This is a genomic window from Roseateles sp., from assembly GCF_039595595.1.
Classification (GTDB): Bacteria; Pseudomonadota; Gammaproteobacteria; order Burkholderiales; family Burkholderiaceae_C; genus Roseateles.
Window position 1 is genome coordinate 41,803 of the sequence record NZ_JBCNLG010000024.1, and the last position, 25,239, is coordinate 67,041.

A 25,239-nucleotide genomic window follows, 5' to 3' on the forward strand; every position below is an offset into this window, starting at 1 on the left:
CCCTCGGGATGCAAAGACGACTGTCGGGCTTTCATTTCCCGGGAGTGCCGCATGTGGCCGCCTATCCCCCTATCGTCTCATTCCGCGCCGCCTGACAGCGGCGGAGCGCACGACCCGGCGCCAGCGCCATGGCGGCCATCCCAGGAAGAATGGGAGGCCTGCATGGTCCGGGCGGGGTTCATCCGCGACGCGATCGAGGATGTCGAGCGCGACCGGCGAGGAGAGCCCCCATGGCCGCTTGAGCCGCTGGATTTCCGGATGGATGCGCGGGCCGCTGATGCCAACGCCGTGGCCGCGCGCTCGGCTCTGGACGTCGTCCGGCGCGCGATGTGCGATCGCCGATGGACACTCAAATCAGCCAACAAGCGCCGCTCGACCGACGACGCGTCGGAGCGCACCCGCTTCCGCGCGATCAACGACGTCGTCAAGGGGATGAACACGCTGGCGCCTCCCGCGGGTTCCAGCCGCGCCCAGCAGTCGGCGTGGGTCTGGTCGATGCCGTATGCGAACTGCACGGCGCTCAGCCTTTGCGCGCAGGACCATGTCCGCAAGCACCATCCCAGACTTCCCAACTTCCTCGTGAACATTGGCGGATGCCACAGCATCCTGGTGGTCGGAACGCCCTTGGGGCGCCTATGGGATCTGGACCTGGCTTCCTGGCCGCCACATCTGCAGGTCTGCGATCCCTGGGCCAATCTGACCTGCCCAGCCAGTGACTTCCCGGTCCGCTTCACCGAGAAGATGGCCAAGTGGCAAAGAGACGGAAAACTCCTGCTCGGGGACGATGGCTCTCCGGAGTGGCTGAGCCCGCTCGGCCCAGGCCTGGCGCCGATGCTCGCCAGACCACCCTTCGCCATCCGGCTGAGGGATGGACCACTCGCCTGCGAACGGCCGCGGGACCTCCCGTATTGATGCCGGGGGGCTTGCCGGGTGCGGTGGCATGGGCATGGAGCTTGCCGCGAACGGTGGGCTCTTGAAAATGGGGGACACACTCCCACTTGGCTTCGCAACGGAGGTCATTCACCCATGCGAGTCGACAAGCTCACCACCCGCTTCCAGGAAGCGCTGGCCGAGGCCCAGAGCCTGGCCGTGACCAGCGACAACCCCTACATCGAACCCGTCCACGTCCTGGCCGCCATGCTGGCCCAGGACGAGGGCCCCAAGGCGCTGCTCGAGCGCGCCGGCGTCAAGGTCCCGGCCCTCAAGTCCGCCGTGGACACGCTGCTGGCCGGCCTGCCCCAGGTCCACGGCGAGGGCCAGCAGGTCCAGCCCGGCCGCGACCTCGTCAGCCTGCTCCAGGCCGCCGAGAAGGAGGCGTCCAAGCGTGGCGACCACTTCATCGCCAGCGAGATGTTCCTGCTCTCGCTCGCCGATGCGAAGTCCGACTTCGCCGGCGTCGTGCGCGGCCACGGCCTCACGCGCAAGGCCCTGGAGTCCGCCATCGAGGCGGTGCGCGGCGGCCAGAAAGTCGACAGCCAGGAAGCCGAAGGCAACCGCGAGGCGCTCAAGAAGTACACCCTGGACCTCACCGAGCGCGCCCGCCAGGGCAAGCTCGATCCGGTCATCGGCCGCGACGACGAGATCCGCCGCGCCATCCAGGTCCTGCAGCGCCGCAGCAAGAACAACCCGGTGCTCATCGGTGAGCCCGGCGTCGGCAAGACCGCCATCGTCGAGGGCCTGGCCCAGCGCATCGTCAACGGCGAGGTGCCCGAATCGCTCAAGGACAAGCGCGTCCTGGTGCTGGACATGGCCGGCCTGCTCGCCGGCGCCAAGTTCCGCGGCGAATTCGAGGAGCGCCTGAAGTCCGTGCTCAAGGAAGTCGCCGCCGATGAAGGCCGCATCATCCTGTTCATCGACGAGATCCACACCATGGTCGGCGCCGGCAAGGCCGAGGGCGCCATCGACGCCGGCAACATGCTCAAGCCCGCGCTCGCGCGCGGCGAGCTGCACTGCATCGGCGCCACCACGCTGGACGAGTACCGCAAGTACGTCGAGAAGGACGCCGCGCTGGAGCGCCGCTTCCAGAAGGTGCTGGTCGACGAGCCCAGTGTCGAGGCGACGATCGCCATCCTGCGCGGCCTGCAGGAGAAGTACGAGGTCCACCACGGCGTCGAGATCACCGACCCGGCCATCGTCGCCGCGGCCGAGCTCTCGCACCGCTACATCACCGACCGCTTCCTGCCCGACAAGGCCATCGACCTGATCGACGAGGCCGCCGCCAAGATCAAGATCGAGATCGACTCCAAGCCCGAGGCGATGGACCGGCTCGACCGCCGCATGATCCAGCTCAAGATCGAGCGCGAGGCCGTGCGCAAGGAGACCGACGAAGGCTCGCAGCGCCGCTTCACGTTGATCGAGGAAGAGCTGCTCAAGCTCCAGCGCGAATACAACGACCTGGAGGAGATCTGGACCGCCGAGAAGGCGCAGGCCCAGGGCTCCGCGCATGTCAAGGAAGAGATCGACCGCATCAAGTTCCAGATCGAGGAACTCAAGCGCAAGGGCGACTTCAACAAGGTCGCCGAACTGCAGTACGGCAAGCTGCCCGAGCTGGAGAAGCGCCTGAGCGAAGCCCAGGCCAAGGAGGCCGGCAAGGCCAGGGACAAGTCCGTCCCGCAGCTGCTGCGCACCATGGTCGGCGCCGAGGAGATCGCGGAAGTCGTGGCGCGCGCCACCGGCATCCCGGTCGCCAAGCTGATGCAGGGCGAGCGCGACAAGCTGCTGCAGATGGAAGCGAAGCTGCATGAGCGCGTGGTCGGCCAGGACGACGCCATCGTCGCGGTGGCGGACGCGATCCGGCGTTCCCGCGCCGGGCTGTCCGATCCGAACCGGCCGCTGGGCAGCTTCCTGTTCCTGGGCCCCACCGGCGTGGGCAAGACCGAGCTGTGCAAGGCGCTGGCGGGCTTCCTGTTCGACAGCGAGGACCACATGATCCGCATCGACATGAGCGAGTTCATGGAGAAGCACTCGGTCAGCCGGCTCATCGGCGCGCCCCCCGGCTATGTCGGCTACGACGAGGGCGGCTACCTGACCGAGGCCGTGCGCCGCAAGCCCTACAGCGTGCTGCTGCTGGACGAGGTCGAGAAGGCGCATCCGGACGTGTTCAACGTGCTGCTGCAGGTGCTCGACGACGGCCGCCTGACCGATGGTCAGGGGCGCACCGTCGACTTCAAGAACTGCGTGGTCGTGATGACGTCCAACCTCGGCTCGCAGCACATCATGGCGCTGCAGGGCGAGCCGGAAGAAGTCATCCGCGACGCGGTGTGGGGCGAGGTCAAGGCGCATTTCCGGCCCGAGTTCCTCAACCGCATCGACGAGACGGTGATCTTCCATGCGCTGGGCGCGTCGCACATCAAGTCGATCGCGAAGATCCAGCTCAAGCAGCTCGAGCAGCGGCTCGAGAAGCTGGAGATGAAGCTCGACGTCAGCGACGAGGCGCTCAGCGAACTGGCCAAGGTCGGCTTCGATCCGGTCTTCGGCGCGCGGCCGCTCAAGCGCGCGATCCAGCAGCGCATCGAGAACCCGCTGTCCAAGCTGATCCTGCAGGGCCGCTTCGGCCCGAAGGACGTGATCCCGGTCGGCGTCGAGATGGCGCCGGGCGGCGAGCCCGGCGAGTTCAGCTTCGGACGCGTCGTTCACTGACCGCGTCGCCGTCCGGCGAGGCGTCCTCGCACGGACGCTTCGCCGGCCGCGCGACCGGCCCGCAGAGCGCGGCCGGCGGCCGCGCGGGGAGCCGGCAGGTGGTCCAGTCGTCGAGGATCACGCCCTCGTCATAGGCGGCGGCGATCTGCAGGTTCAGCAGCTGAAGCGCCGTCGACCACGGCAGCGTGCCGGCGCAGCGCGCGTCACCGGTCATCATCGACATCAGCGTCCCCAGCTGCAGGTTGATGAAACCGAGCGCCAGCATGACCGCGCGCAGCAAGGGCTCGTCGCCGGATTCGGGCGAAGACCAGCGCGTGTCCGTCCTGTTGCGCTGGCCCGCCTGCCACACGCCATCCCCGCGCTGGATCAGCTGCAGCGGCTCTGGCGCGCCCTGCCGGGAGGCCATGGCATTGCCGTACAGCATCAGGGACTGCGTCTGGGCATGCCGCGCCCGGATCGCCAGGCCCTGGGGCCATCCGAACATCTGCGGCAAGGCCCGCAACTGCAACGCGTCGCGGACCATCGTCGGCGGCCCGGCAGCGAGCAGCACCTCCGACGGCCTGCGCACCGGCACCGCCTGCGGCGGCGGATCGCCGGCTGCCTCGCAGGTGAGATCGATCAACGGCGCCGCCGCGGGCGGCGCGCCTGAGGGGGAGGCACCGGAGAACATGGCACGACGGTCGCCGCGGGGCGCCGTGAAGTGGCGGGGCGGCCTCAGTGGCCGCGTCGCATGCGCCGTTCCAGGCGCTCAGGTCCGCAGCTTCTCCAGCACTTCCGACCGGAACTCGCGCTGATAGAGCACGTAGACCACGCCCGCCGCGGCGAGCATCAGCGCCCAGGGCGAGAAGAACCATCCCACCACCGGAAACGCGAGGTAGTAGCCGCGCAGCCCGTCGTTGAACGCTTCCGCCGCCATGCCGACGACCGCGCCCGCGCGGTCGGCGAACTGCTCGCGCGCCTCGCTGCCGAGCTGCGTGAACTGGCTCGCCTCCGGCGCCGACGCCACCAGCAGCGCCCCGAAGGTGTACTGCCGCATGCTCCAGGTGAAGCGGAAGAAGGCGTAGACGAAGATGCCGGTCAGCAGCGCCAGCTTGAGGTCGAACACCAGCGTGCTGGTCTTCACCGTGAAGGGCAGCTCCAGCACCATCGCGCTGGTCTGCTCGCTGGCGCCCAGCGCGGCCAGCAGGCCGCCGATGATCAGGATGGTCGTGGAGGCGAAGAACGAGGGGCTGGACAGCAGTGCCTGGCTGACCGCGCCGTCCAGCACGCGCATCTCGCGGTAGGTCAGCTGCAGCATCCATTGCCGGCGCACGCGGTTGGTGATGGCGAGCAGCGAGCCGCGCTCCTCGGCATGCCGTTTGGAGAACTGCGCGTAGCCCACCCAGGTCAGGAAGTACAGGGCGAGCGCGAACCAGTCGAGCAGCGGCAGCGCGGAAAGCAAGGGGCGGAGCGTGGGCATCGCGCGAGTGTAGGGGCGCCGCGCGGCCCCTCGGCGCCCGCCGGGGGCGCGCCCGGGTCCTGCGGCCACAGCGACAGCAGTGTCGAGAGGTCCATCAGCGACGCCGCCACATGGGCGGTCAGGCCCTTGAGCACGGCGACGACGAACTGCACCTCCAAGGAGCGCCCCACCCAGGCGGGCAGCTCCAGGCCCGTGGACTGGCAGCTCAGGCACTCGAAGGCGCCGGTCTCCGGATCGAACCGGATGTCGATCACGCGGCGCGCGCTGGCAATGCGCCCGAAGGTGAGCGCCGCGCGCCGGCCCCGGCACAGGTCCGGTCCGCCGGCGACTCCGTGGACGCGGATGCAGTGGTCGGCGGGCCACTCGCCCAGGCCGACCAACTGGCCGCCCAGCGCCACCAGCGATCCGGTATCGGGGCAGGACACCGGGATGGGGGGCAGCGGCTGGACGAGGCACGGAAGGCGAACTGGCATCGCAAGACTCCACCCGGACGCCGGCCGGCCGCGAGATGTGGCCGACCGGTCCGGGAAGGGCGGCAGTGCCACCCGCCGGAAGCAGGGTTCCGGGGGACGCCCTCTGGGGGGAGTCAGACCGGCAGATCGAACACCAGCACCTCGGCATCCTGGCCGGCCTCGATCGTGAGGCGGTCCTCCTTGGCGAGCTGCAGCGCATCGCCGCTCGTGAGCGATTCGCCGTTGACGCGGACCTGCCCGCGCACCACATGCACGTAGCCCAGCCGATCGGCGGCGAGCGGCAGCTCGGCGCGTTCATCGCCGTTGAACAGTCCCGCGTACAGGCGCGCGTCCTGGTGGATCGAGACCGAGCCTTCCGCGCCATCGGGCGCGGCCACCAGGCGCAGGCGGCCGCGCTTGTCGGCCTCGGCGAAGTGCTTCTGCTCGTAGCCCGGCGTCACGCCCTGGCGGTCCGGCATGACCCAGATCTGCAGGAAGTGGGTCTCGCCGTCCTTCGAGTGGTTGAACTCGCTGTGCATCACGCCGGTGCCGGCGCTCATGCGCTGCACGTCGCCGGGACGGATCACGCCGGCGTTGGCGCCGCCGGGCTTGCCGTTGCCCATGCTGTCCTGGTGCGCCAGCTCGCCGCTGAGCACGTAGCTGATGATCTCCATGTCCCGGTGCCCGTGGGTGCCGAAGCCGGTGCCGCCGGCGATGCGGTCCTCGTTGATCACCCGCAGCGGGCCGAAGCCCATGCGGCGCGGGTTGTAGTAGTCCGCGAACGAGAAGCTGTGGAAGCTCTTCAGCCAGCCATGGTCCGCGTAACCGCGATCCGAGGACTTGATGACTTCACGCATTTGAATGCTCCTTGTCTGGCCCGTTCGGGCCCTGCTGTGTTGGCGATGGCTTCACTGTAGGCAAGCGGGCTTCTCCCGAGGGGGAGGGGTCTTGAAGCCACCGTTCAAATAAGATGAAGGGATGTCACAGCAAGACAAACGACGGGTGCTGACGCCCGAGGCGCTGGCCATGATGGACAGCATCGCCCGCAGCGGCAGCTTCGCCGCGGCGGCGCGGGAAATGGGCAAGGTGCCGTCGGCGCTGACCTACTCGGTGCGCCAGCTGGAGGACGCGCTGGACGTGCTGCTGTTCGACCGCAGTTCGCGCCAGGCGGTGCTCACCGCGGCGGGGCAGGAGCTGCTGACCGAGGGGCGGCGCCTGTTGCAAGAGATGGACGCGGTGGCGAACCGCGTCAAGCGCGTGGCCACCGGCTGGGAGAGCGAACTCACGATCGCCTTCGACGACGCGGTCGCGCGGCGCGCGATCTTCGATCTGATGGAGGCGTTCTACGAGCAGAAAGAGGACGGCAAGCCGCCGCCGACCCGGCTCAAGCTGCGCACCGAGGTGCTGTCGGGCACCTGGGAGGCGCTGATCTCCGGCCAGGCGGACCTGGCCATCGGCACCACCGCGCAGCCGCCCGGCAGTTCGGTGGTGTGCGAGGTGCTCGGGCCGATGGAAATGGTGTTCTGCGTGGCGCCGCATCACCCCTTGGCGGGGTTCGAGGGGGTGCTGACCTCGGCGGAGATCGCGCGCCATCGCATCGTGGCGGTGGCGGACACCGCGCGTCACCTGGCGCCGATGACGGTCGGCGTGGTGCCGGGGCAGGAGGTGCTGACCGTGCCGTCGATGGCGGTCAAGCTCGAGGCGATGCTGCGCGGACTGGGGGTGGGCTCGCTGCCCACGCCGATGGTGCGCCGGCATGTCGAAGCCGGCCGCCTGGTGATGAAGCAGACCTTCCAGGGCCGGCGCGTGTCGCCGATGCATTACGCCTGGCGCAACACCGGCCACCGGCCGGCCAAGGCGCTGGCCTGGTGGCTGGATCGCCTCAAGAGCGAGGCCACGCGGCGCTCGCTGCTGGAGCAGCACGAGGGCCTGCTGCTGTGAGCCAGCGGCGCTACGCCGGGCGCTTCGCGCCATCGCCGACGGGCCCGTTGCACGAGGGCTCGCTGGTCGCGGCGCTGGCGAGCTGGCTGGATGCGCGCGCGCATGACGGACGCTGGCTGATCCGGATCGAGGACGTGGATGGGCCGCGCTGTCCGCCCGGCGCAGATGCCGTCGTGTTGTCGCAGCTGGCGCAGGTGCGGCTGCTGCCGGATGAGCCGCCGGTGTGGCAGTCCAGCCGGGACGCGGCCTACCAGGAGGCGCTGGACCGGCTGGTCCGCGCGGGGTGGGCGTATCCCTGCGGGTGCTCGCGCAAGGACATCACCGAGGCGATCGCGGCGCGCGGCCAGCACAAGGCGCGCCATGGGGAACTCGTCTATCCCGGCACCTGCCGGCATGGCCTGAACGGCAAGCCCGCGCGCGCCTGGCGGCTCAGGAGCACCGCGGCGATCGACGTCGAAGCGCCCCTGCGCATCGGCTGGGTGGATCGGAGGCTGGGCGCGCAGTCGCAGGACCTCACGGCGGAGGTCGGGGACTTCGTGCTCAAGCGGGCGGACGGGCTGTGGGCGTATCAACTGGCGGTGGTCGTCGACGATGGCTGGCAGCGCATCACGGACGTCGTCCGCGGCGAGGATCTGGCCGACAACACGCCGCGGCAGATCCGCCTCCAGCAGCTGCTCGGGCTGCCGGTGCCGCGTCACTTGCACACGCCGCTGGTGCTGGGCGGGAATGGCGAGAAGCTCTCCAAACAGAACGGCGCGCTGGCGCTGGACCTGCGGGATCCGCTCGCGGCGTTGAAGCGGGCGGCGGAGCGGCTCGGACTGCCGGCGATCGAGGGGGCGACGCTCTCCGACTGGCTGGCGCACGCCGTGCGGGCGTGGAGCGCACAGCTGCGTGCGCGATAGGGCCTTCGGCGGCTGGCATGATCGCGGTTTTCGCTTTTGAGGACCTCCCACCATGCAAACGACTGCCAGCGGCCTGCAATTCGACGACACCACGCCGGGCACCGGCGCCACCGCCCAGGCCGGCCAGGACGTGAAGGTCCATTACACCGGCTGGCTGTTCAAGGACGGCCAGAAGGGGGCCAAGTTCGACTCGTCCAAGGATCGCGGCGAGCCGTTCGAGTTCGAACTCGATGGCGGCATGGTCATCAAGGGCTGGGATGAAGGCGTGCAGGGGATGCAGGTCGGCGGCACGCGCGTGCTGGTAATCCCGCCGCAGCTGGGCTACGGCGCCCGCGGCGCCGGCGGCGTGATTCCTCCGAACGCCACGCTGATGTTCGAAGTGGAGCTGCTGGGCGTGTCCGGCGGCTCCGAGCCGCTGACGCTCGGGAACCTGGCCAAGACGGCCTCCGGACTGCAGTTCGAGGACGTCACGGAAGGCGAGGGCGCCATCGCGGAGGCCGGCAAGCGCGTGACGGTGCACTACACCGGCTGGCTCTACAAGGACGGGCAGCGCGGACGCAAGTTCGATTCGTCCAAGGACCGGCGCGATCCGTTCCGCTTCCACCTCGGCGCCGGTGAAGTCATCAAGGGCTGGGATGAAGGCGTGCAGGGCATGAAGGTCGGCGGCACACGCTTCCTGGTCATTCCGTCGGAACTGGGCTATGGCGCGTACGGCGCCGGCGGCGTCATTCCGCCGCACGCGACGCTGCTGTTCGAAGTGGAACTGCTGGCGGTCTGAGGGCGCGGTGCTGGACGAGCCGTCCGCGGACGACGAGGCGCGCGCGATCCGGCTGCTGTCCACCATGGTCGGGGGCCTGGTGCTGGCCCGCGCCTGCGTGGACGCGGCGCCGGCGCTTTCGGACCGGATCCTCAGGACGTCGCTCGAGACGTCGACGACGGCAGCCTGAGCACGCCCACCGCCAGCGCGGTGCCCAGCAGCACGACCAGGCAGCCCAGCGCCATGCCGGTGCTGAGCGTCTCGCCCAGGAAGATCCAGCCCCACAGCAGGCCGAAGACCGGGATCAGGAAGGTCACCGAGATGGTGTTGGTCGGGCCGACGCGCTTCATCAGGCGGAAGAACAGGATGTAGGCGACGCCGGTGCACAGCAGCGCCAGCAGCGCGACCGCGCCCCAGGCAGGGCCGCTGGGCATCGCGGCCGGGCGCAGCGTCCACGCGGGCAGCGCCAGCAGCAGCGCGGCGGCGAACTGGCTGCCGGTGGCCACGGCCAGCGGGCTGGCGCCGGTCAGATAGCGCTTGGTGGCGTTGGCGGCGACGCCGTAGCTCAGCGCCGCGATCAGGCAGGCCACGATCGCGAAGCCGCTGCCGCCGGGCTTGAAGGACGCCTTGTCCCAGGCCAGCAGCACCACGCCGCCGAAGCCCAGCGCCAGGCCCAGCAGCCGCGAACCGTCCAGCCGCTGTCCGAACCAGGCCCAGGCCACCAGCGCGCCCCACATCGGCGTCGTCGCGTTGAGGATGCTCGACAGGCCGGCGTTGATCGACAGCGCGGCGAAGCTGAACAGCGCGAACGGGAAGGCGCTGTTGAGCACGCCCACCAGCAGCAGACCCTTCCAGTGGGTGCGCAGATCGCCGAGGCCTTCGCGCAGGCCCAGCAGCGGGATCAGGAACAGCGAGGCGCCAGCCACGCGCACCGCGGCGGTCGCGACGGCGCCGAACTCCGGCGCCGCCAGCCGCATGAACAGGAAGGACGCGCCCCAGATGGCGGCCAGGACGAGGAGTTCGATCAGATCGCTTCGTTTCACGCGGGCACCCTTGGCTTGTGGTTCCGGCGCGGGGCCGGCTTCTTGGACGGGGAGGGGCGAAGCGTAGCGGGCAAACCGCCCTCGATTGTCAGTAGGGCCTCCTTGCGGTGCAGTCCGCCGGCGTAGCCGGTCAGGCTGCCGTCCGCGCCGAGCACGCGGTGGCACGGGATCAGCACCGAGACCGGATTGCGCCCCACGGCCGCCGCGACGGCGCGGACCGCGTCCGGACGGCCCAGCCGCGCGGCCAGCTCGCCATAGGTGACGGTCTGGCCGGCGGGGATGGCCAGCAGCGCCTGCCACACGGCCTGCTGGAACGCGGTGCCGGCCGGCGACATCGGCGGCAGCGCGCCGCCAGCACGGCCCGCGAAGTAGGCCTGCACGGCCGCGACAGTGGCGCCGAGCAGCGGATCGCCGTCGGCACGGGGCGCGTCCAGCGCGCCGGGGTGGTACTTCTGGTCCTCGAACCACAGGCCCGACAGGCCCTGGGCGTTGCGGGCCACCAGCAGCCGGCCCAGCGGCGTGTCGGTGTCCGTCCAGGCGGTGTGGCGTGCGGCATGAGCGGTCTTCATGGCGAGTTTCCTTTGCGGGGTTTGAGCGCGGCGTCGCGCCAAAGTTGCAACACGGCGTAGCTGCGGTAAGGGGCGAAAGGCTCGGCGGCGGCGATCAGCTCGCGCGGGCGCAGCGGGCCGCCGGCGCGCTGTTCCAGGCACTGCTTGAGCACCACGTCGCCGGGCAGCCAGGCATCGGGCCAGCTCCAGCCACGCATCAGCATGTAGTGCGCCGTCCAGGGGCCGAGGCCGGGCAGGGCGGCCAGTTCGGCGATGGCGGCCTCGACCGTGCCGCGGCCCTGCGCGAAGGCCAGCACCGGCCATTGGCGCGCGAGGTGGATCAGCGCCTCGGCGCGGCGGGCGGGCATGCCCAGCGGCGCGATGTCGTCGACCGTCGCGGCGGCCAGCGTCGCGGGCGCGGGGAAGACATGCGTGACGCCGGGCGGAGCGCCGGAGCCCTCGGGCAGCGGCTCGCCGAACTTCGCGATCAGCCGCGTGGCCAGCGTGCGGGCCGCCGCGACCGTCACCTGCTGGCCGAGCACCGCCCGGATCGCCAGCTCGAAGCGGTCCAGCGAGCCGGGCAGCCGCAGCCCTTCGGCGGCGCGGCCGAGCGTCTCGCCCAGCGCCGCGGCGATGGCCTGCGGATCGGCGTCCAGGTCCAGCCAGCGGCGCAGGCGCGGCATCAGCGGCGCGATCGCGGGCCACAGCGACGGGCTGAGCGAGAGCCGCGCCTGCGGGCGCTCCGCGCCGTCCGGGCTGAGCCGCAGCGACAGCCAGCCCAGCAGATCCGGCTGGCCCGGGCGGACCAGGCGAACGCTGCGCGACAGGCTCATCCGCTCGACGTCGACCAGCTCCACGCCCGGCACCGCGCGCGCGGCCAGGAAGCTCAGCAGCGCCGTGCCCAGCAGCGGCGGACGCAGGTCCAGGCGCAGCTCGGCCGTCTCCGGCGCGGGATCGGCGCTGTCGGCCTCGGCGCCGCCCTTGCGCAGCGCGGTCGGGCTCAGGCGGTAATGCTCCTGGAAGGCGGCGTTGAAGCGGCGCAGGCTGGAGAAGCCCGCGGCCAGCGCGACCTCGGCCACCGGCAGCCGGGTGTCGGTCAGCAACTGCTTGGCCAGCAGCAGGCGGCGCGTCTGCAGGTACTGCAGCGGCGCCACACCGTGCACGGCGGTGAAGACGCGGCGCACGTGGCGTTCGCTCACGCCCAGGTGCGCCGCCAGCGCCGGCAGCGAGGCGTCCTCCGGGGCGCAGTCGTCGAGCCAGCGCGCGGCCTCGCGGGCCAGCACTTCGGCGGCGTCCATGGTGCTCCAGGGGCGCGACGCGGGCGCCAGTTCGGGCCGGCACTTCAGGCAGGGGCGGAAGCGCGCGGCCTCGGCCAGCGTGGCGCTGGGGAAGAAGCGGCAGTTCTCGCGCCGCGGCGTGCGCACCCGGCAGATCGGCCGGCAGTACACCCCGGTGGAGGTCACGCCGACGAACCATTGCCCGTCGAAGCGCGCATCCCGCGCCAGCAGGGCGGGATAGCAGTGGTCGGGGTCCAGAAGGAAGTCCATGAACCGCATGATAGGAGCCGGTCCGCGCCGCTTCTGGCCGTTTTCGGACATGTCCCTGCGCGCCTTCCGGCCGCGCCCTGGTCCGCCGTTTGCCTGCGTGCACCGGGTTACACGGAGGCCTCAAAGGGCCTGCCTACAATGCGCCCCAGTTTTGAACCATCACCCATTCCTGCAAGGACGCACATGCAAGTTCACGCATCCATCTTCAAGGCTTACGACATCCGCGGTGTGGTCGGTACGACGCTGGACGAGGCCCTGGCCGAGCACCTGGGCAAGGCCTTCGGCACCGAGGCGATCGCGGCCGGCGAGAAGGCCGTGGCCGTGGGCCGCGATGGCCGCCTGTCGGGTCCGTCACTGGTGGATGCGCTGATCCGTGGGCTGAAGTCGACCGGCCTGGACGTGGTGGACATCGGCGCCGTCACGACGCCGATGCTGTATTACGTCGCCGCCACGCGCGGCGAGCATGGCTGCAACTCCGGCATCCAGGTCACCGGCAGCCACAACCCCAAGGACTACAACGGCTTCAAGATGGTCCTGAAGGGCGCCGCCGTCTACGGCGAGCAGATCCAGGGCCTGAAGCGCCGCATCGAGGCCGAGGATTACGCCACCGGCCAGGGCCGCGTCGCGAAGATGGACATCACGGCCGAGTACACCCACCGCATCGTCAGCGACGCCAAGCTGGCCCGCCCGATGAAGATCGTGGTCGACAGCGGCAACGGCATCCCCGGCGCGACCGCGCCGGCCATCCTGCGCGCGCTGGGCTGCGAGGTGGTGGACATCTTCTCCAAGGTCGATGGCGACTTCCCCAACCACCATCCGGATCCCTCGCGTCCCGAGAACCTCGAGGACCTCAGGCGCATCGTCCACGCGACCGATGCGGAGCTGGGCCTGGCCTTCGACGGCGACGGCGACCGCCTGGGCATCGTGACCAAGGACGGCACGATGATCATGCCGGACCGCCAGATCATGCTGATCGCGGCCGACATCCTCAAGCGGCTGCCGGGCTCGGAGATCATCTTCGACGTCAAGTGCACGCAACGCCTGGCCCCGTGGATCCGCGAGCACGGCGGCAAGCCGCTGATGTGGATGACGGGCCACTCGCTGGCCAAGGCCAAGCTGAAGGAGACCGGGGCGCCGCTGGCGGGCGAGCTCTCGGGCCACATCTTCTTCGCCGAGCGCTGGTACGGCTTCGATGACGCGATGTACACCGCGGCGCGCATGCTGGAGATCCTGTCGCGCAGCGACGACCCGAGCAAGGTCCTGAACGACCTGCCCAACAGCGTCAACACGCCGGAGCTGAACGTCCCCTGCAAGGAAGGCGAGCACCACGAGGTGGTGGCCAAGCTCAAGGAGATCGCCGAGTTCCCGAACGCCAAGGAGATCATCACGATCGACGGCATCCGCGTGGAATACGACGACGGCTTCGGCCTGGTGCGCGCGTCCAACACGACGCCGGTGCTGGTGCTGCGCTTCGAGGGCCACACGCAGGAGGCGCTGGAGCGCATCCAGAAGGAAGTGCTGGCCCAGCTGGCGCGCGTGAAGCCGGACATCACCTTCACGTCCGGCCATTGAGCCGCGTGCCGATCCGTTCGATCCGTTGAGCGCCGACTCGTTCAAGGAGCGCCTGGCGCGCGGCGTCTTCAGCACGGTGCTGAGGCTGGCGACGCCGGCCTACCTGCTGCGGCTGTTCCTGCGCGGACGCCAGGAGCCGCTGTACCAGGCGCACCCGGCGGAGCGCTTCGGTTTCGGCGCGGCGATCGAGCCGGGCTCGATCTGGGTGCATGCGGTCTCGCTGGGCGAGACGCGGGCGGCGGCGGCGCTCATCGAGCGCCTGCGCCACGACCGTCCCGGCATGCGGCTGCTGCTCACGCACACGACCGCGACCGGCCGCGAGGCCGGCCGCGCGCTGCTGCGCGAGGGCGACACGCAGCGCTGGCTGCCCGTCGACACGCCGGGGGCGGTGCGGCGTTTCCTCAAGCGCACGCGGCCGGCGGTCGGGGTGCTGATGGAGACCGAGATCTGGCCCAACGTGCAGCATCAGGCGCGCAAGGCGGGGGTGCCGATGGTGCTGGCGAACGCGCGTCTGTCCGCGCGCAGCCTGCGCCGCGGCGAGCGCTTCAAGGCGCTGCTCGCGCCGGCGGCGCGCACGCTGCGGCTGGCGCTCGCGCAGACGCAGGCCGATGCCGAGCGGCTGCGCCAGGCCGGCGTGCCCGACGTGCGGGTCTGCGGCAACCTCAAGTTCGATCTCCAGCCCGATGAGGCCCAACTGACGCGCGGCCGGGCCTGGCGCGCCGGGCTGAACCGGCCGGTGGTGATGCTGGCGGTCTCGCGCGAAGGCGAGGAGGCCGCGATGCTGGCCGCGTGGAAGGACGCGGCGGCGGCGAGGGCGCGGGCCGGCTCGCCGCTGCTGCTCATCGTGCCCAGGCATCCGCAGCGCTTCGACGAGATCGCGGCCCTGGTCGGCGACGCGGGGCTGACGCTCGCGCGCCGCAGCGCCTTCGGCACCAGCGCGATCGCGACGCCGCCCTTGAGCGCGGGCGTGGCGGACGTGTGGCTGGGCGACTCGATGCGCGAGATGGCGCTGTACTACGGCCTGGCCGATGTCGCGCTGCTAGGGGGCAGCTTCGAGAAGCTCGGCGGGCAGAACCTGATCGAGACGGCCGCCTGCGGCGTGCCGCTGTTCATGGGCCCGCACACCTTCAACTTCGCCGAGGCGGCGGAGCTCTCGCTGCAGGCGGGCGCAGCGCGCCGCGTCGAGACGCTGCCGCAAGCGCTGGATGAAGCGCTGGGGCTGCTCACGAAGCCCGAGGAGCGCGCGTCGATGGCGGCCGCCGCGACGGCCTTCGCGGCCGCGCACCGCGGGGCGGCGGCGCGGATGGCGGCGGCCATCCTGGCGCTCACTGGTTACTCGTCGACCTGACCTCACCGAGGGTGGTGACGCCCTGCAGCACCTTGGCGATGCCGTCCTGGCGCAGCGTGCGCATGCCCTCGGCCATCGCCAGATGCATCAGCTCCTCGGCCCGGCCGCCGGTCTGGATGAGTCGGCGGATCGGCCGCGAGACGGTCAGCAGCTCATGCAGCCCCGCGCGGCCCTTGAACCCCGTGTGATCGCACTTGTCGCAGCCGGGCGAGTGGTAGTGCAGCAGGTTGGGCTGCCCATAGGCGCCTTTCCATTCGGCCAGCACCGACTCGCGCGACGGCCGGTTCTCGGCCGAGAACACGTGCAGGTAGTCGTCCAGCAGCTCGTTGAGCGTCGCCTCGGGCATGGGCTCCGCCGTCCGGCATGACGAGCAGATCCGCCGCACCAGGCGCTGCGCCAGCACCGCCAGCAGCGAGTCCGCGAAGTTGAACGGGTCCATGCCCATGTCCAGCAGCCGCGTCACCGTCTCCGGCGCGCTGTTGGTGTGCAGCGTCGACAGCACCAGGTGACCGGTCAGCGAGGCTTCGACCGCGATCTCGGCGGTCTCCTCGTCGCGGATCTCGCCCACCATGATCACGTCCGGGTCCGCCCGCAGGAAGGCGCGCAGCGCCTTCGCGAAGGTCCAGTCGATCTTCGGATTGACCTGCACCTGCCGCAGCCCCGCCTGCGTGATTTCGACCGGGTCCTCGGCCGTCCAGATCTTGCGCTCCGGCGTGTTGATGTTGGCCAGCACCGAGTGCAGCGTCGTCGTCTTGCCCGAGCCCGTCGGCCCCACGCACAGCACCATGCCGTACGGCCGCTCCGAGGCCGCCTTCAACTCGCGCAGATTGCGCTCCGAGAACCCCAGCTTCTCCATCGGGATCGGCTTGGCCGAGGCCAGGATCCGCATCACCACGTCCTCCAGCCCGTTGCTCGTGGGGATGGTCGCGACGCGCAGCTCGATCTTGTGGCGCTCCGAGAACTTGGCGAAATTGATCTTGCCGTCCTGCGGCTTGCGGCGCTCGGAGATGTCGAGGTCGCACATGATCTTGATGCGCGCGATCATCGCGCTCCGATAGGTGTGCGGCAGCTCCAGATGGGGCTGCAGCACGCCATCCTTGCGGAAGCGGATCTTGACCTTCTCCTTGCCCGGATAGGTCTCGATGTGGATGTCCGACACGTTCTGGTTGTGCGCGTCGATGATCATCGTGTTGATCAGCCGGACCAGCGAGTTGTCGCTCTGCTCGATCTGGCGTTCCTTCTCCTCCTCGCGCGCCGCCTCGCGCGCGACCTGCTCCTGGCCCTCGCGCTCCAGCGTCTCGATCAGCTTGTCGGAGCTGTCGAGCTCGAAATCCATCGTCAGCGCCGGCAGCCCGGTGGCCAGCGCCGGCTGCCCGCCGAAGCGCTCGTACGAGGTCGGGATCGCGAAGGCCAGCGAGCCCAGCCGCGACAGCGCCGGCACGACCTTGAGCTGGGTGATGAACTCGACCTCGTCGATGCAGTCGCGCCGCGTCGGGTCCTCCATCGCCACGATCAGACGGCCGTCGCGCAGCACCAGCGGCAGCACCTCCAGCCGCTTGGCCACCGAGAACGGCAGCTTGCGCACCGCATCCGGCTCGATCGCGAAGTTGTCGGCGTCCACCAGCGGATAGCCCATCTTGCGCGCGAGCGCGGACTGCAGCTGCGCCCGCGTCACGATGCCCTTGCGCACCAGCAGCTCGCCCAGCGGCACCGAACGGTCCTGCTTCTGCTGCGCCAGCGCCTCGTCCAGCTGCGCCTGCGTCACCAGCTCCAGCGCCAGCAGCGCCTCGCCAATGCGCACCATCGGCATCTTGGCCTGCTGCTCGATCGCGATCATCAGCTGCTCGGCCGACACGATGTGCTGCGCCACGAGGATGTCGCCGACACGGCGGTCACGCAGCTCGCGCTGCTCATCGGCGGCGTCGTCGACCTGCGCCTGCGTCACCACCTGCTGGCGCACCAGCAGGTCGCCGATGCGCTCGCCGACCTCGAAGCTCACCAGCACCTCGCGCGGCACGAACATGCAGCGCACCCAGTCGCTGGTGTCGCTGACCGGCGGGAACAGGAACAGGCCCAGGTCGGTCTCGTGATGGCCGATGGTCGTGCCCTTCTGCTCCTCGCCGCCCTGGTAGACCAGCTTGAACTCGCTGCGCGGACGCTGGTCCAGCGACAGCGGATCGTTGGCGGTGGCGGGGTCGCGCGGCGGGACCTCGACGGCGTGCAGCAGCTTGAGCGCCTTGAACTGCGAGAACTTCAGCGGCATCGCATTGCGCGCCGGCGGCACCACCACCTGCGCCAGGCGCTCCGACGGCACCATCAGGATCACCTTGCCGACCGTGCGGCTGCCGTTCAGGCCGAGGATCTCGCAGGCCTGGGGCTCGCGTTGCGGGCGAGGGCGGGGATAGGCGGCGAACGGCGGCGTGGGCCACTCGAACGGCGGTGCCGCTTCAGCCGGGGCGGATCCCGGCTGGGCAAGGGACCATTGCAGCGGCACGGACGGGTCGGTCATCTGGCGGTCTCCGCGGGGAAGGCTGTCTCTGAAAGTTTCAAGCCGGGAGGGTAACCCGTTTGAGATGGGTCAACTACCCGAATAAGCAGGTGGCGTGCCTGCCGCCGTAGACTCGCCGCCATGAAGAACGTGCTGCTCACCGGCTTCGAGCCCTTTGGCGGGGAATCCGTCAATCCGTCCTGGGAACTGGCGCGGGCGCTCAACGGCGAGGTGATCGCCGGCCTGCGGGTGGTGTCGGTGCAACTGCCTTGCGTGTTCGGCGAGGCGCTGTCGCGATTGGACGAGGCGCTGGCCCGGGTGAAGCCCGCGGTGGTGCTGGCGATCGGGCAGGCGGGCGGGCGCTGCGACCTGTCGCTCGAGCGCGTGGCGATCAACGTCGACGACGCGCGCATCCCGGACAACGCCGGTGCCCAGCCCATCGACGAGCCGGTCGTGCCGGACGGGCCGGCCGCCTATTTCTCGACGCTCCCGATCAAGGCGATCGTCGCGGGGCTGCGGGAGGCGGGTTTTCCGGCGTCGGTGTCGCAGACAGCGGGCACCTTCGTCTGCAATCACCTGTTCTACGGCCTGCAGCATCGGCTGGACGGACGCGGCGTGCGCAGCGGCTTCATGCACATCCCCTATCTGCCGGAACAGGCCGCACGCCATCCCGGCGCGCCCAGCCTGCCGCTGCCAACGCTGGTCGCCGCGATGCGCGTGGCCGTCGAACTGGCGGTGACGGCCGAGGAGGCCCGCATCGGCGGCGGGCAGCTCGACTGAGCGGCCGGCTCAGGCGGAATGCTCGACCTGACCGGCGAGGGCCAGGAGTTGCCTCGCGTGCGCGGCGATCTCCTGCGCCAGCGCATCCGGTTCGAGGATGCGGAACGCGAAGGGCAGGGCGGCGAATGACAGCGCCATCCAGGGCAGCTCATCGGCCTGGCAGCGCAGCAGCACGCCGTCCTCCTGCTGCTCCAGGCTGCTGATCGCCGCCAGCGGCTGCCGGGTGAGCGCTTCCAGCGGCGCCCGCACCAGCGCGCGTACCGAGTAGGCGCGCGGCATCTCGACGAGCGAGGCGTTCAGGTGCGCCAGCACGTCGAAGCCCTCCGGGCGGCCGAAGCTCTGCGGCAGCGGATCGACCGACTCGATCCGGTCCAGCCGGAACGAGCGCAGCGCGCGCCGCAGCCCGCAATGGCCCACCGCATACCAGCGTCCGCCGCGGTATCCCAGTCCGTAGGGATCGAACGGCCGCTCGCTGAGCCGGCCTTGCATGTCCCGGTAGCGCATCGCCACGCGCTGCTGCGCCAGGGCCGCGGCGCCCAGCGTCGACAGCGCCGCCGGATTCGCCGGCACGGCCGGCTGCAGATCGAGGGCGACGCGCTCGGCGATGCCGCGCTGACGCTGCTTGAGCGCCGCCGGCAGCACGCGTTCGAGCTTGGCCTGGGCGCTGGCGACGGCCGGCGCGGTGTCGGCCAGCCCCAGTTGCCGCGCGGCGAGCAGCCCCAGCCCGAGGGCGAGCGCCTCGTCCTCGCTGAACATCAGCGGCGGCAGCCGGAAGCCGGCCGCCAGGCGGTAGCCGCCGAAGCGGCCGCGCTCGCGGTCGACCGGAATGCCCAGCGCCTCCAGCGCCGCGATGTAGCGCCGCACGGTGCGGCGCTCGACCTGCAGCTCGGCCGCGATCGCGGCGCCATCGAGCTGGCCGCGCGACTGCAGCAGTTCGAGCAAGGCCAGGATCCGGGAGGCTGGAAGCGACATGCGGGCGAGTCTACGGCGGCCGCGTTCGATATAGGGCGGAATCCGTCCTATATCGGTCCTACGCTGCGAGCCATTGCGCGCCACACGCCGCGCTTTTCATTTCGCTTCACACGCAACTCCGGCGCCAACGCCGCGCCGAACCAGGAGACCCCCGAATGACGCCCGCCGATCTGACCCTCTACTTCGCCCTGGTGCTGGGCATCGTGCTGATTCCCGGCATGGACATGGCCTTCGTGGTCGGCCACAGCCTGACCGGCGGGATGCGCGCGGGACTGGCGGCGCTCGCCGGCATCGTCGCGGGCGCGTTCTGCCACCTCACGATGGGAGCGATGGGACTGGCGCTGCTGCTCAAGGCCTTGCCTGGCGCGTTCACCGCCATGCTCATGGCGGGCGCGGCCTACCTGGCCTGGCTCGGCTGGGGACTGATGCGGGTCCAGCCTTGCGCCAGCCCGCAGCAGCACTCCACCGGCGGCTCACGGGCGCGCTCCGCGCTCTTTGGCGCGATGCTGACCAACCTGCTCAATCCGAAGGCTTATCTCTTCAGCCTCGCGGTGCTGCCGCAGTTCGTCCATCCGGAACGCGGCGGCCTCGCGCTTCAGCTCGGCCTGATCGGACTGGTCACGGCGGGCACGCAGATCGGCGTCTATGGCGGACTCGCCTGGCTGGCCGCTGGCGGGCGGCGCCGCCTCCAGGGCACGGACGCCGCTGCCCTGCGCCGGCAGCGGCTGCTGCTGCGCGGGGTCGGGCTGCTGCTGTGGGCGACGGCGCTCTACACCGCCTGGCAGGCCTGGGCGCAGTCGGCGTCGCCGCTGGGATGAAAGAGGGCGGGAGGGGCGGCCGCGGGCGAGGCAGCGATGGCATGTCCAAGGCGTTCGGTGGTTCTCGGTCGCGTCGCGTACGCCTTGACCGATGTCAATGATGGGGCGGCTCCCAGCGCGCGAGTGAGGCAGGTGACCCAACTGAGGGCCGGCGCTGGGCGGACACGGTCGCGGGACCGGTCGCCGGGCGCCCTTTCTTTCCCCTTGCGGGCGAGGCCCCGCGCATCGGAGTTGCTCATGTCCACTCGTCCCATCGTCCTGGCCGCGCTGACGGCCGCCCTGTCGGCGGGCACTGCCGCCACCGCCCATGCCGCCGATGGCAAGGCCAAGGAAAAGTGCTACGGCATCGCCAAGGCAGGTCAGAACGACTGTGCCGATCTGTCAGGCCTGCATGGCTGCGCCGGCGCGGCGCGCTTCGACCACGATCCCGAGGAATGGAAGTACGTTCCGCAGGGCACCTGTCATGCGGCGGGCGGGAAGACCGCGGAGGAGGCGCGCGCCGCCAAGGCCGCCAAGGCGCCTCGATGAGGGCCGGCGCCACCTTGTGGCCGGTGGCGGTGGGCGTCGGCTGGCGCCAGCCCCATTACCGGGAGGTGATGGCCACCGGCGCCCCGGGGATCGATTTCCTGGAAGTCCACACCGAGAACTTCCTCGCGCCCGGCGGCGCCACGCGGCAACTGCTGCGGGACGCCGCGCTCAAGTTCCCGCTCAGCCTGCATGGCGTGGGCATGAGCCTGGGATCCGCCGCCGGCGTCGACCTGGGCCACCTGAAGCGGGTTCGCGCGCTGGTCGATGAGGTCCGCCCCGGCCTGGTGTCCGAACATGCCGGATTCAGCCGCGTGCAGCGCGCCGCTGGCATGGCGCATGCGCATGAGCTGCTGCCCGTGCCGTTCAGCGAGCGAGGCCTGGCGCTGCTGGCCACGCAGGTGGACACGGCGCAGCAGGCGCTGGGCCGGCAGATCCTGATCGAGAACCTCAGCGCCTATGTCGCTTGGGAGGAAGACACGATCCGCGAGCCCGAGTTCTTCAACCGGCTGGCCGCCGCGACCGGCTGCGGTCTGCTGCTCGATCTCAACAACCTGCACGTGAATGCGCTCAACCGCGGGCTGGACGACGACGCGGCGGTGCGCGACTGCGCCGCCTGGCTGGACGACATCGACGCCGGCGCGGTCGGGCAATACCACCTGGCCGGGCATGCGCAGGTGGAAGGCATGGTCCTGGACCACCACGGCGGCCGCGTCGCCGAGGCGACCTGGTCGATCTACCGTCATGCGCTCGGGCGCATCGGGGCCCGCCCCACGCTGATCGAGTGGGACGCGGAGCCGCCGCAACTGGCCACGCTGGGCGAGGAAGCCGCTCGCGCGCGGCGCGAGCAGGGCGCCTTCGAGCGCGAGCTGATCGCGCCGCCGCCCGCCCGGCCGGCGCCACGATCGCCGTCGCGCCGGCGGCAGACGCAGGAGGCCGGTCATGCGGCGCCTTGAATGCGATGACGATGCGCGCCAGGCGCTCCTGGCGCTGCAGGCTGGCGTGGTGGACGCGCTGCTCGCGCCGCCGGGGCAGCCCCCTTCGCAATGGGCACCGGAAGGCCTGAAGGCCTTGCCCGGCATCCGGGGCGCGCTGCCTCAGGCGCTGGGGACGTATCGCGGTCATGCCCGCGCGCTGTCGCAACGCGCGCTCCGCTCGATCTACCCCCGGCTGCGCGAGCGCATGGAGGCCGGCGCGCCCGGCAGCTTCGCGGCGATCGCCTGGTCCTGCTGGCGGCATCATGCGCCGGTCCAGGGCGATCTCGGCGACTGGGGGCAGGCCTTGATCGGCCAGCTCGCCGAAGCGCAAGCCGATGGCCTGCCGCCGGCCTGGACGGCGCTGGCGCGCCTCGAATGGGCGCTGCATCGCGTGGAGCGGATCGCCGATCCGGTGCAGGACCTGGGCTCCCTCGCGCTGCTGGGCCGGCTGCCGGCCGCGGCGGTGCGGCTGGTGCTGGCGGACCATGTCGACCTGCACCGCGGCGACGACGCCGCGATGCGCGAACTCCTGGACCTGCCGCCCGAATGCTTCGGCACCGGTCCGCGCGAAGCCGTGATCGTCTGGCGCGACGGCTGGCGCGGTCAATGGGCGGCGCTGGACGCGTCGGTGCTGGGCTGGTGCGAGGCGCTGCGCGAGGGGGCCGACCTGGAGCGCGCGCTGCAGGACGCCGGCCCGGCGTTCGACTTCAGCGCCTGGCTGCCGGCGGCCGTGGCGCGCGGCTGGCTGGCGCGGGTCGAGACCCTCTAGAGCCCGCCGGAACCCTCCGGACAAGGCCGCGGGCGCCCGCCGCGGCGGCGCCTCACTCTCTGGGCCGGAAGGTGATGATCATCACCTGCGGCACCCGGCCGTCGGTGTCGGGCGGGAACTTCTCGGTCTTGTCCAGCGCCCGCAGCACGGCGTTGTCGAAGTCGGGCAGGCCGCTGGACTTGACGACCCGGCGCGCGATGATCGTGCCGTCCGGCGCGGCGCGCACCTCGACCTCGGCTTCCGGATTCGACGGACCGCCCGGATCGCTGTAGATGATGTTGGGCCGCACGCGCGCCTTGATCCGGCCCGCGTAGTTGGCCGAGGGTCCCGAGCTCTTGAGCGCCGAACCCGTCGAGGTCGGACCGCCGCTGGCCCCGGCCATGCCCTGGATGCGCCGCAGGTTCTCCTGGCGCTGCGCTTCGGCGCGGGCCTCGGACTCCTTGCGGGCCTTCTCGGCCTTGGCCTTGTCCGCCTTCTCCTTGGCGTCGTCCTTCCTGGCCTGTTCTTCCTTGGCCTTGCGGTCGCGTTCCTTCTGCTCGGCCTCTTCCTTCTTGCGCAGCTGTTCCTGCTTGCGCTTCTCGTCGGCCTCGCGCTGCTCCTGCTCTTCCTTCTGCTTGCGCTCCTTGGCCTTGGCGATCGCGATGTCGGCGTCGCGCTGGGCCTGGACCTCCTGCGGCGTGGGCTGCTGGGGTTTGGGGGGCTCGGGCTGGGGTTTCGGGGGCTCCGGCTGAGGCTGGGCCGGCAACTGCTCCTTGGGCGCGGCGGCCTGGGGCACGGCGGACCAGAGTTCGGCTTCCAGCGCCGGCACCGGCGTCGAGCGCCAGCTCACGCCGAAGCTCAGCGCCACCACCAGCAGCACGTGCGCGACGACCGCCAGGCTGAAGCCGCGGCCCAGGCCGGGCGCGGGCGGCGGCCGCAGCGGGTCGCGGTCGGGGTGGAAGCGGGAGGCCAGGCCCATGGCGGGATTCGCGGCGTTGCTCATCGGAGGGGCTCGCTCCCGGCGCTCAGCGATCGGCCGGGGCGCCGTTCTTCACGGACAGCCCGACGCGCTGGATGCCCGCGCGCTGCAGCACGTCCATCGTCTTGACGACCGCCTCGTACTTGACGTTGCGGTCGGCGGAGATGACGACCGGTGTCGCCGCGTCGCCCTTCTGCGCGTCCTTGACGCGGGCGGCCAGCGCCTTGAGCGGCACGGGGGAGGGATCCTGGTCGCCGTCGAGCTTGATCTTGAGCTGCTCGTCGGTGCCCACGATCACCTGGATCACGTGCTGCGGCTGGGCCTTGGCGGTGCCGACGCTGGGCAGGTCGACGACGCCGGTGGTGATGAGGGGCGCGCTGACCATGAAGATGATCAGCAGCACCAGCATGACGTCGATGAAGGGGACCATGTTGATCTCGTTCATCGTGCGGCGGCGCGAACCGCCGCGGGAGGACATCGCGGGCATGTCGGGCTCCGGTGGATCGCGGGACGCTCAGCGCTGCGCGGCGGGGGCGGGCTGGCCGGCGTTGCGCTGCAGGATGTTGGAGAACTCCTCGATGAAGCTCTCCAGCGTGATGGCGTTGCGGTCGATCTGGCGCGCGAAGCGGTTGTAGGCGAGCACGGCCGGGATGGCGGCGAACAGGCCGATCGCGGTGGCGACCAGCGCCTCGGCGATGCCGGGGGCGACGGTGGCCAGTGTCACCTGGGTCAGGTTGGACAGGCCGACGAAGGCATGCATGATCCCCCAGATCGTGCCGAACAGGCCCACGTACGGCGACACCGAGCCCACCGATGCCAGGAAGGACAGGTGCGACTCCATCGCGTCGAGTTCGCGCTGGAAGCTGGCGCGCATGGCGCGGCGGGCGCCGTCCAGCAGCGCGCCGGAATCGACCACGCGCTTCTCGCGCAGCTTCAGGAACTCGCGCATGCCGGAGGCGAAGATGCGCTCCAGCGGGGCGCCGTCCTGGCGGTTGGAGACGTTGTTGTAGAGGTCGTTGAGGTTCTTGCCGGACCAGAATTCCTGCTCGAAGCCCTCGTTGCGCGCCTTGACCCGGCCCAGCGCGATGAACTTGCTGAAGATCACGCTCCAGCTCGCCAGCGACACCAGCAGCAGCGCGGCGATCACCAACTGCACCGTGAGGCTGGCATGGGCGATCAGGGAAATGATGGAAAGGTCTTGGTTCATGAGGTCAGGCAGCGGTCGTCAAGGGGCGCGAAGGCCGAATTGTGACAAGACTGGCGCCCTCGTCGGCAAACGGCGGGCCAGCCAACATGCAAAGAAGCGTGTCAGCCCCGCGGGAGGGGCAGCGCGGCGGCCGGCTGCAGCGCTTGCAGGATGCGTGCCGGGATGCGCGAGGGCTTCAGGCTGAGCGCGTCGACGCAGCCGATGCGGATGCGGCCCTGCGTCAGCAACTGCTCGCCGCGGAAGACCTGCTGGTCGATCGTCAGGCTGGCGCGCCCGACCTCGACCGGTTCGACGCTGACGCGCAGCCAGTCGTCCAGCCGCGCTGGCGCCAGGTAGCGCAGCGCGGTGTCGCTGACGACGAACATCAGGCCCTCGTCGCGGCGCATCGTTTCCTGTTCGAAGCCGAGCGCGCGCAGCCATTCGGTGCGGGCGCGCTCCATGAATTTCAGGTAGTTGGCGTAGAAGACGACGCCACCGGCGTCGGTGTCTTCCCAGTACACGCGCAGCTCATGCTGATAAGCGGGGACGGTCATGCGG

Annotated in this window: 25 protein-coding genes and 2 pseudogenes; 14 read left to right on the forward strand and 13 right to left on the reverse strand. The window is 70.7% G+C overall.

The window, feature by feature from the left end:
* Positions 1 to 51 precede the first annotated feature (51 nt).
* Complete coding sequence (locus ABDW61_RS21495) at positions 52 to 912, forward strand: hypothetical protein (RefSeq protein WP_343641621.1); 861 nt, start codon at positions 52 to 54, stop codon at positions 910 to 912.
* 114 nt (positions 913 to 1,026) lie between these two features.
* Positions 1,027 to 3,639 carry an ATP-dependent chaperone ClpB gene (clpB, locus tag ABDW61_RS21500; RefSeq protein WP_343641622.1) on the forward strand — a complete coding sequence of 871 codons (2,613 nt, stop codon included), beginning with the start codon at positions 1,027 to 1,029 and terminating at the stop codon, positions 3,637 to 3,639.
* Here the strand turns inward: clpB and ABDW61_RS21505 are convergent.
* The 4 genes from ABDW61_RS21505 to ABDW61_RS21520 form a co-directional block, all read right to left on the reverse strand.
* Positions 3,614 to 4,261 (reverse strand): hypothetical protein, encoded by a 648-nt coding sequence (locus ABDW61_RS21505; RefSeq protein WP_343641623.1) that lies wholly within the window; start codon positions 4,259 to 4,261, stop codon positions 3,614 to 3,616. The two genes, clpB and ABDW61_RS21505, sit on opposite strands and share 26 nt — an antisense overlap.
* Positions 4,262 to 4,387: 126 nt before the next feature.
* On the reverse strand, positions 4,388 to 5,098 hold the full coding sequence (locus ABDW61_RS21510) for a DUF599 domain-containing protein (protein WP_343641624.1): 711 nt from the start codon (positions 5,096 to 5,098) through the stop codon (positions 4,388 to 4,390).
* The gene (locus tag ABDW61_RS21515) at positions 5,026 to 5,571 is read right to left on the reverse strand and encodes a hypothetical protein (RefSeq protein WP_343641626.1); all 546 of its coding nucleotides are present in this window, start codon (positions 5,569 to 5,571) and stop codon (positions 5,026 to 5,028) included. Before ABDW61_RS21515 ends, ABDW61_RS21510 begins: the two co-directional genes overlap by 73 nt.
* A gap of 113 nt (positions 5,572 to 5,684) precedes the next feature.
* On the reverse strand, positions 5,685 to 6,407 hold the full coding sequence (locus tag ABDW61_RS21520) for a pirin family protein (RefSeq protein WP_343641628.1): 723 nt from the start codon (positions 6,405 to 6,407) through the stop codon (positions 5,685 to 5,687).
* A 121-nt stretch (positions 6,408 to 6,528) separates the two neighbouring features.
* Here ABDW61_RS21520 and ABDW61_RS21525 point away from each other — a divergent pair, with 121 nt between their 5' ends.
* The 5 genes and pseudogenes from ABDW61_RS21525 to ABDW61_RS21545 all read left to right on the forward strand — a co-directional run.
* Positions 6,529 to 7,491 carry a LysR family transcriptional regulator gene (locus ABDW61_RS21525; protein ID WP_343641630.1) on the forward strand — a complete coding sequence of 321 codons (963 nt, stop codon included), beginning with the start codon at positions 6,529 to 6,531 and terminating at the stop codon, positions 7,489 to 7,491.
* Positions 7,488 to 8,393, forward strand: a complete 906-nt coding sequence (gene gluQRS, locus ABDW61_RS21530) for a tRNA glutamyl-Q(34) synthetase GluQRS (RefSeq protein WP_343641631.1) — start codon at positions 7,488 to 7,490, stop codon at positions 8,391 to 8,393. Before ABDW61_RS21525 ends, gluQRS begins: the two co-directional genes overlap by 4 nt.
* Positions 8,394 to 8,445: 52 nt before the next feature.
* Positions 8,446 to 8,790: pseudogene (locus tag ABDW61_RS21535) on the forward strand (FKBP-type peptidyl-prolyl cis-trans isomerase); the annotation flags it as partial.
* A 33-nt stretch (positions 8,791 to 8,823) separates the two neighbouring features.
* Entirely contained in the window at positions 8,824 to 9,171 is a 348-nt protein-coding gene (locus tag ABDW61_RS21540) for an FKBP-type peptidyl-prolyl cis-trans isomerase (RefSeq protein WP_343641668.1), read from the forward strand.
* A gap of 37 nt (positions 9,172 to 9,208) precedes the next feature.
* Positions 9,209 to 9,340, forward strand: a pseudogene (locus tag ABDW61_RS21545) (TetR/AcrR family transcriptional regulator); the annotation flags it as partial.
* Here ABDW61_RS21545 and ABDW61_RS21550 read toward each other — a convergent pair.
* Genes ABDW61_RS21550 through ABDW61_RS21560 form a run of 3 tightly spaced genes read right to left on the reverse strand, consistent with a single transcriptional unit; the run spans position 9,303 to position 12,288 of the window.
* Positions 9,303 to 10,193, reverse strand: coding sequence for a DMT family transporter (locus ABDW61_RS21550; RefSeq protein WP_343641633.1), 891 nt, complete (start codon positions 10,191 to 10,193; stop codon positions 9,303 to 9,305). The pseudogene ABDW61_RS21545 and the gene ABDW61_RS21550 overlap by 38 nt on opposite strands.
* The gene (locus ABDW61_RS21555; protein ID WP_343641635.1) at positions 10,190 to 10,762 is read right to left on the reverse strand and encodes a methylated-DNA--[protein]-cysteine S-methyltransferase; all 573 of its coding nucleotides are present in this window, start codon (positions 10,760 to 10,762) and stop codon (positions 10,190 to 10,192) included. Before ABDW61_RS21555 ends, ABDW61_RS21550 begins: the two co-directional genes overlap by 4 nt.
* A complete protein-coding gene (locus ABDW61_RS21560) occupies positions 10,759 to 12,288 on the reverse strand; it encodes an Ada metal-binding domain-containing protein (protein ID WP_343641636.1) in 1,530 nt (509 codons plus the stop codon). Before ABDW61_RS21560 ends, ABDW61_RS21555 begins: the two co-directional genes overlap by 4 nt.
* A gap of 183 nt (positions 12,289 to 12,471) precedes the next feature.
* Between ABDW61_RS21560 and ABDW61_RS21565 the strand changes: the two genes are divergently transcribed.
* Both ABDW61_RS21565 and ABDW61_RS21570 read left to right on the forward strand, forming a co-directional pair.
* Positions 12,472 to 13,860 carry a phosphomannomutase/phosphoglucomutase gene (locus tag ABDW61_RS21565; protein ID WP_343641638.1) on the forward strand — a complete coding sequence of 463 codons (1,389 nt, stop codon included), beginning with the start codon at positions 12,472 to 12,474 and terminating at the stop codon, positions 13,858 to 13,860.
* Between the two features lie 25 nt (positions 13,861 to 13,885).
* Positions 13,886 to 15,208 carry a 3-deoxy-D-manno-octulosonic acid transferase gene (locus ABDW61_RS21570; protein WP_343641640.1) on the forward strand — a complete coding sequence of 441 codons (1,323 nt, stop codon included), beginning with the start codon at positions 13,886 to 13,888 and terminating at the stop codon, positions 15,206 to 15,208.
* Here the strand turns inward: ABDW61_RS21570 and ABDW61_RS21575 are convergent.
* Positions 15,186 to 17,717, reverse strand: coding sequence for an ATPase, T2SS/T4P/T4SS family (locus ABDW61_RS21575; RefSeq protein ID WP_343641642.1), 2,532 nt, complete (start codon positions 17,715 to 17,717; stop codon positions 15,186 to 15,188). The two genes, ABDW61_RS21570 and ABDW61_RS21575, sit on opposite strands and share 23 nt — an antisense overlap.
* 120 nt (positions 17,718 to 17,837) lie before the next feature.
* On the opposite strand from ABDW61_RS21575, the gene pcp reads away from it, so the two are divergent.
* On the forward strand, positions 17,838 to 18,476 hold the full coding sequence (gene pcp, locus ABDW61_RS21580; protein WP_343641644.1) for a pyroglutamyl-peptidase I: 639 nt from the start codon (positions 17,838 to 17,840) through the stop codon (positions 18,474 to 18,476).
* A gap of 9 nt (positions 18,477 to 18,485) precedes the next feature.
* Here the strand turns inward: pcp and ABDW61_RS21585 are convergent, their stop codons facing one another.
* Positions 18,486 to 19,448: a YafY family protein gene (locus tag ABDW61_RS21585; RefSeq protein WP_343641646.1), complete on the reverse strand. Its 963-nt coding sequence runs from the start codon at positions 19,446 to 19,448 to the stop codon at positions 18,486 to 18,488.
* Positions 19,449 to 19,603: 155 nt separating this feature from the next.
* Here ABDW61_RS21585 and ABDW61_RS21590 point away from each other — a divergent pair, with 155 nt between their 5' ends.
* The 4 genes from ABDW61_RS21590 (at position 19,604) to ABDW61_RS21605 (ending at position 22,537) form a co-directional block, all read left to right on the forward strand.
* Positions 19,604 to 20,266, forward strand: coding sequence for a LysE family translocator (locus ABDW61_RS21590; RefSeq protein ID WP_343641648.1), 663 nt, complete (start codon positions 19,604 to 19,606; stop codon positions 20,264 to 20,266).
* Positions 20,267 to 20,503: 237 nt separating this feature from the next.
* Positions 20,504 to 20,794, forward strand: a complete 291-nt coding sequence (locus ABDW61_RS21595; RefSeq protein WP_343641649.1) for a DUF2282 domain-containing protein — start codon at positions 20,504 to 20,506, stop codon at positions 20,792 to 20,794.
* Complete coding sequence (locus ABDW61_RS21600) at positions 20,791 to 21,747, forward strand: DUF692 domain-containing protein (RefSeq protein ID WP_343641650.1); 957 nt, start codon at positions 20,791 to 20,793, stop codon at positions 21,745 to 21,747. The genes ABDW61_RS21595 and ABDW61_RS21600 overlap by 4 nt, the downstream gene beginning before the upstream one ends.
* Positions 21,734 to 22,537, forward strand: a complete 804-nt coding sequence (locus ABDW61_RS21605) for a hypothetical protein (RefSeq protein WP_343641652.1) — start codon at positions 21,734 to 21,736, stop codon at positions 22,535 to 22,537. Before ABDW61_RS21600 ends, ABDW61_RS21605 begins: the two co-directional genes overlap by 14 nt.
* Positions 22,538 to 22,589: 52 nt before the next feature.
* Here the strand turns inward: ABDW61_RS21605 and tolA are convergent, their stop codons facing one another.
* From tolA to ybgC, 4 genes are all read right to left on the reverse strand, one after another.
* Positions 22,590 to 23,519, reverse strand: coding sequence for a cell envelope integrity protein TolA (gene tolA / locus ABDW61_RS21610; RefSeq protein WP_343641653.1), 930 nt, complete (start codon positions 23,517 to 23,519; stop codon positions 22,590 to 22,592).
* Positions 23,520 to 23,541: 22 nt separating this feature from the next.
* A complete protein-coding gene (locus tag ABDW61_RS21615; protein WP_343641655.1) occupies positions 23,542 to 23,982 on the reverse strand; it encodes an ExbD/TolR family protein in 441 nt (146 codons plus the stop codon).
* 27 nt (positions 23,983 to 24,009) lie between these two features.
* Positions 24,010 to 24,702: a protein TolQ gene (gene tolQ, locus ABDW61_RS21620; protein WP_343641657.1), complete on the reverse strand. Its 693-nt coding sequence runs from the start codon at positions 24,700 to 24,702 to the stop codon at positions 24,010 to 24,012.
* A 101-nt stretch (positions 24,703 to 24,803) separates the two neighbouring features.
* Positions 24,804 to 25,235 carry a tol-pal system-associated acyl-CoA thioesterase gene (ybgC, locus tag ABDW61_RS21625; RefSeq protein WP_343641659.1) on the reverse strand — a complete coding sequence of 144 codons (432 nt, stop codon included), beginning with the start codon at positions 25,233 to 25,235 and terminating at the stop codon, positions 24,804 to 24,806.
* Positions 25,236 to 25,239 lie beyond the last annotated feature (4 nt).